Genomic DNA, 6,000 nt, shown 5'->3' on the forward strand with positions numbered 1-6,000 from the left:
GTAGCAATGAGTGGCAACTTCCTCGCTCTGGCACAGCCGGGCGTGCAACAACTTTCGCCATACGTGCCGGGCAAGCCCGTGGACGAGCTGGCGCGCGAGCTGGACCTGGATCCGGCAAGCATCGTCAAACTGGCAAGCAACGAAAACCCGTTGGGCGCAAGTCCGAAAGCGCTGGCCGCGATCCGCGAAGCGCTGGACGAGTTGACCCGCTACCCGGACGGCAACGGCTTCGCACTCAAATCCCTGCTGGCCGAACAGTGTCGCGTCGAGCTGAACCAGGTGACGCTGGGCAATGGCTCCAACGACATTCTCGAACTGGTGGCGCGTGCCTATCTGGCGCCGGGCCTGAATGCGGTGTTCAGTGAGCACGCGTTCGCGGTCTACCCGATCGCGACCCAGGCGGTCGGCGCTCAGGCCAAGGTCGTTCCGGCCAAGGATTGGGGCCATGACCTGCCGGCCATGCTGGCGGCCATCGACGCCAATACTCGCGTCGTGTTCATCGCCAACCCGAACAACCCGACCGGTACCTGGTTCGGCGCTGAAGCGCTGGATGAGTTCCTGCAGGACGTGCCTGAGCATGTGCTGGTGGTACTGGACGAAGCCTACATCGAATATGCCGAAGGCAGCGATCTGCCGGATGGCCTGGACTTCCTCGCGGCTTACCCGAACCTGCTGGTCTCGCGCACCTTCTCCAAGGCCTACGGTCTGGCGGCGCTGCGCGTTGGCTATGGTCTGTCCACTCCGGTAGTGGCAGACGTGCTGAACCGTGTACGCCAGCCGTTCAACGTCAACAGCCTGGCCTTGGCCGCGGCCTGTGCGGCGCTGAAGGACGAGGAATATCTGGCGCAGAGCCGTCAGCTCAATGAGTCCGGCATGCAACAGCTGGAAGCGGGTTTTCGCGAGCTGGGTCTGAGCTGGATTCCGTCCAAGGGCAACTTTATCTGCGTCGATCTCGGCCAGGTGGCGGCTCCGGTGTTCCAGGGCCTGCTGCGCGAAGGCGTGATCGTGCGTCCGGTGGCCAACTACGGCATGCCGAACCATCTGCGAGTGACCATTGGTCTGCCGGCGGAAAACAGCCGCTTCCTTGAAGCGCTGCGCAAGGTTCTGGCTCGTGGGTGATGTCACTGCGCTGCAATCTGCTGCACCTATGATCGGGCGCCTGGTGGTGGTCGGTCTGGGGTTGATCGGTGGTTCGTTTGCCAAAGGCTTGCGTGAAAGCGGTGTGTGCCGCGAAGTGGTCGGCGTTGATCTCGACCCGCAATCGCGCAAGCTGGCGGTCGAGTTGGGCGTGGTGGATCGCTGCGAAGACGATCTGGTGGCCGCTTGCCAGGGCGCGGACGTGATCCAGTTGGCGGTGCCGATCCTGGCCATGGAAAAAGTGCTGGCTCGTCTGGCCGGCATGGATCTTGGGCAGGCAATCCTGACGGACGTCGGCAGCGCCAAGGGCAATGTGGTGCGCGCGGCGACCGAAGCGTTTGGCGGCATGCCGACGCGTTTCGTACCGGGGCATCCGATTGCCGGTTCCGAGCAGAGCGGGGTGGAAGCCTCCAACTCGGAGCTGTTCCGCCGTCATAAAGTGATTTTGACCCCGCTGGAGCAGACCGATCCGTCTGCCGTGGCGGTGGTTGATCGCTTGTGGCGCGAGCTGGGCGCCGACGTCGAGCACATGCAGGTCGAGCGTCACGATGAAGTGCTGGCCGCGACCAGCCATCTGCCGCACTTGCTGGCCTTCGGTCTGGTCGATTCGTTGGCCAAGCGCAATGAAAATCTTGAGATCTTCCGTTACGCTGCGGGCGGTTTCCGTGATTTCACAAGAATTGCCGGAAGCGACCCGGTCATGTGGCATGACATCTTTCTCGCCAACCGCGAGGCTGTCCTGCGCACACTCGATACATTTCGCAGCGACCTCGACGCCTTGCGCGACGCGGTCGATGCAGGGGATGGGCACCAATTGTTGGGCGTCTTCACGCGCGCCCGGGTTGCCCGCGAGCATTTCAGTAAAATCCTGGCCCGCAGGGCCTATGTGGACGCTATGAATTCCAACGATCTGATCTTCCTGGCTCAACCTGGTGGCCGCCTCTCCGGTCGGATTCGCGTACCGGGTGACAAATCGATTTCCCACCGTTCGATCATGCTCGGTTCGCTGGCTGAAGGCGTCACCGAAGTCGAAGGCTTCCTCGAGGGTGAAGACGCCCTGGCGACCTTGCAGGCGTTCCGCGACATGGGCGTGGTCATCGAAGGCCCGCATCACGGCCGTGTGACCATCCACGGTGTCGGCCTGCATGGCCTGAAACCTGCGCCGGGCCCGATCTATCTGGGCAACTCCGGTACTTCGATGCGCCTGCTGTCCGGCCTGCTGGCCGCGCAGGACTTCGACAGCACCCTGACCGGTGACGCGTCGCTGTCCAAACGCCCGATGAATCGCGTCGCCAACCCGCTGCGGGAAATGGGTGCCGTGATCGAAACCGCTGCCGACGGTCGTCCGCCGATGACCATTCGTGGCGGTCACAAGCTCAAAGGCCTGACCTACACCATGCCGATGGCCAGTGCCCAGGTTAAATCCTGCCTGTTGCTGGCGGGTCTGTACGCCGAAGGCAAGACCACCGTGACCGAGCCGGCTCCGACTCGTGACCACACCGAGCGCATGCTGCGCGGCTTTGGCTATCCGGTGAGCGTTGACGGCGCGACTGCGTCCGTCGAGTCCGGTGGCAAGCTGGCTGCGACCCACATCGAAGTGCCGGGTGATATCTCGTCGTCGGCGTTCTTCCTGGTGGCAGCGTCGATCGCTGAAGGTTCGGAGCTGGTGCTCGAACACGTCGGCATCAACCCGACCCGTACTGGCGTAATCGACATCCTGCGCCTGATGGGCGCCGACATCACCCTGGAAAACCAGCGTGAAGTAGGCGGCGAACCAGTAGCGGATCTTCGCGTGCGGGCAGCTAAACTCAAGGGTATCGAGATTCCGGAGGCGCTGGTTCCTCTGGCCATCGACGAATTCCCGGTGCTGTTCGTGGCTGCGGCCTGTGCCGAAGGGCGCACCGTGCTGACCGGCGCCGAGGAGCTGCGGGTCAAGGAGTCGGACCGTATCCAGGTCATGGCGGACGGTTTGCTGGCGCTGGGCGTCAAGTGCGAGCCGACCCCGGACGGCATCATCATCGACGGCGGCCAGATCGGCGGCGGCGAAGTGCATGGTCATGGCGATCACCGCATCGCGATGGCTTTCAGCGTGGCCTCGCTGCGCGCCACTGCACCGATCCGCATCCATGATTGCGCCAACGTCGCGACGTCGTTCCCGAACTTCCTGGCGCTGTGCGCGCAGGTCGGCATTCGTGTGGCGCAAGAGGCTCAGTCGTGAACAACATTGCACCGGTCATCACCATCGATGGGCCAAGCGGCTCGGGCAAAGGCACCGTAGCCGGGATTCTGGCCAAGCGTCTGGGCTGGAATCTGCTGGATTCCGGCGCGCTGTATCGCCTGCTGGCGTTTGCTGCGCACAATCATGGTGTCGACCTGACCAATGAAGAGCTGCTGAAGAAACTGGCCGCTCATCTGGATGTGCAGTTCATCGCCGCGACCGACGGTCAGTTGCAGCGCATCATTCTGGAAGGTGACGAAGTCAGCGATGTCATTCGCACCGAGAGCGTCGGCTCCGGCGCTTCCCAGGTGGCTGCATTGCCGGCCGTTCGCGAGGCGCTGCTGCAGCGCCAGCGCGCTTTCCAGGAAGTGCCTGGTCTGGTGGCCGATGGTCGCGACATGGGAACGGTGGTTTTTCCGAACGCACCCTTGAAGATTTTCCTGACCGCCAGTGCCGAGGAGCGGGCGCGCCGTCGATATTTGCAGTTGAAGGGCAAAGTCGAGGGTGTTAGTCTGTCGAGTCTGCTAGATGAGATCCGTGCGCGCGATGAGCGTGATACCCAGCGAGCGGTGGCCCCGCTCAAGCCGGCGGCCGACGCGATACAGCTGGATTCCACGGAGTTGTCCATCGATCAGGTGCTTGAACGCATCATGAGCGAGATTGCCATTCGCGATATCGCCGGGTGACCAGGAAGGCCGCAGGGGACCAGTCATAGTCCTGCGGTGGCTTCCTTTACATGAAACTGACCCGCATCGTCTGGGATGTGGAGATGGGCGTATTTTTCGCCCTAATCAACAGGAATTAAAATGAGCGAAAGCTTTGCGGAACTCTTTGAAGAAAGCCTGAAGACTCTGAACCTTCAGACAGGCTCCATCATCACCGGCGTTATCGTTGATATTGACGACAGAAATGGCTGGGTTACCGTTCATGCGGGCCTGAAGTCTGAAGCGCTCATCCCGCTTGAGCAGTTCTACAACGAAGCTGGCGAACTGACCATCAACGTCGGTGACGAAACTCACGTTGCTCTGGACTCGGTTGAAGACGGTTTCGGTGAAACCAAGCTGTCCCGTGAAAAAGCCAAGCGCGCTGAATGCTGGATCGTTCTGGAAGCAGCCTTCGCAGCTGAGGAAGTGGTCAAGGGCGTTATCAACGGTAAGGTTAAAGGCGGCTTCACTGTCGACGTTAACGGCATCCGTGCGTTCCTGCCAGGTTCCCTGGTTGACGTCCGTCCAGTGCGCGACACCACGCACCTGGAAGGCAAAGAGCTGGAATTCAAGGTCATCAAGCTGGATCAGAAGCGCAACAACGTTGTCGTTTCCCGTCGCAGCGTCCTGGAAGCCGAGAACTCCGCCGAGCGTGAAGCTCTGCTGGAATCCCTGCAGGAAGGCCAGCAAGTCAAAGGTATCGTCAAAAACCTCACCGATTACGGCGCATTCGTCGATCTGGGTGGCGTGGACGGCCTGCTGCACATCACCGACATGGCCTGGAAGCGCATCAAGCATCCTTCCGAGATCGTCAACGTTGGTGACGAGATTGACGTCAAGGTTCTGAAATACGATCGCGAACGCAACCGTGTTTCCCTGGGCCTGAAGCAACTGGGCGAAGATCCATGGGTTGCTATCAAAGCCCGTTACCCAGAAGGCACTCGCGTTACCGCTCGCGTAACCAACCTGACCGACTACGGCTGCTTCGCTGAGCTGGAAGAAGGCGTTGAAGGTCTGGTACACGTTTCGGAAATGGACTGGACCAACAAGAACATCCACCCTTCGAAAGTCGTACAAGTCGGCGACGAAGTGGAAGTCATGGTTCTGGATATCGACGAAGAGCGTCGTCGTATCTCCCTGGGCATCAAGCAGTGCAAGTCGAACCCATGGGAAGACTTCTCTGGCCAGTTCAACAAGGGCGACAAGATCTCCGGCACCATCAAGTCGATCACCGATTTCGGTATCTTCATTGGTCTGGACGGCGGCATCGACGGTCTGGTTCACCTGTCCGACATCTCCTGGAACGAAACCGGCGAAGAAGCCGTGCGTCGTTACAAGAAGGGCGACGAGCTGGACACCGTTATCCTGTCGGTTGACCCGGAGCGTGAGCGTATCTCCCTGGGTATCAAGCAACTGGAAAGCGATCCGTTCTCCGAGTACGTCTCGGTTAACGACAAAGGCGCAATCGTTACTGGCACCGTGAAAGAAGTTGACGCCAAAGGCGCCATCATCGTTCTGGCCGACGATATCGAAGCGACTCTGAAAGCCTCCGAAATCAGCCGTGACCGCGTTGAAGACGCGCGCAACGTTCTGAAAGAAGGCCAGCAAGTAGAAGCCAAGATCATCAGCGTTGATCGTAAGAGCCGCGTAATCCAGCTGTCGATCAAATCGAAAGACGATGCTGAAGAGAAAGAAGCCATCCAGAGCCTGAAAGCAGCTCCGGAAGGTGAAGCAGCTGACACCACCATGGCGGCACTGCTGCGTCAAGCAATGGCCAAACAGAACTGAGTTCTGTCTGATCATTAAAAAAAGGGCGACTTCGGTCGCCCTTTTTTGTGCCTGTGTCTCGTCCTGAATAAGGTTTACACCTTCTGACCCATTCTCAGGAGGGAGTAATGAATACAGGAAAAAGGCGCAGTCAGCGTGATTACACGCGGACCT

The 6,000-nt window shown here is 60.1% G+C and carries 4 protein-coding genes; all 4 read left to right on the top strand.

Going from position 1 to position 6,000, the window contains the following annotated elements:
* Positions 1 to 6: 6 nt before the first annotated feature.
* The 4 genes from hisC (at position 7) to rpsA (ending at position 5,847) form a co-directional block, all read left to right on the top strand.
* Positions 7 to 1,119 (top strand): histidinol-phosphate transaminase, encoded by a 1,113-nt coding sequence (gene hisC, locus CAF73_RS29340; RefSeq protein WP_007950914.1) that lies wholly within the window; start codon positions 7 to 9, stop codon positions 1,117 to 1,119.
* Positions 1,120 to 1,147: 28 nt separating this feature from the next.
* On the top strand, positions 1,148 to 3,355 hold the full coding sequence (locus CAF73_RS29345; protein WP_234206545.1) for a bifunctional prephenate dehydrogenase/3-phosphoshikimate 1-carboxyvinyltransferase: 2,208 nt from the start codon (positions 1,148 to 1,150) through the stop codon (positions 3,353 to 3,355).
* Positions 3,352 to 4,041 carry a (d)CMP kinase gene (cmk, locus tag CAF73_RS29350; RefSeq protein WP_085705404.1) on the top strand — a complete coding sequence of 230 codons (690 nt, stop codon included), beginning with the start codon at positions 3,352 to 3,354 and terminating at the stop codon, positions 4,039 to 4,041. The genes CAF73_RS29345 and cmk overlap by 4 nt, the downstream gene beginning before the upstream one ends.
* Before the next feature lie 120 nt (positions 4,042 to 4,161).
* Entirely contained in the window at positions 4,162 to 5,847 is a 1,686-nt protein-coding gene (gene rpsA, locus CAF73_RS29355; RefSeq protein ID WP_085699937.1) for a 30S ribosomal protein S1, read from the top strand.
* The last annotated feature ends 153 nt before the right edge of the window (positions 5,848 to 6,000 follow it).

It is taken from the genome of Pseudomonas sp. B15(2017), assembly GCF_002113215.1.
Classification (GTDB): domain Bacteria; phylum Pseudomonadota; class Gammaproteobacteria; order Pseudomonadales; family Pseudomonadaceae; genus Aquipseudomonas.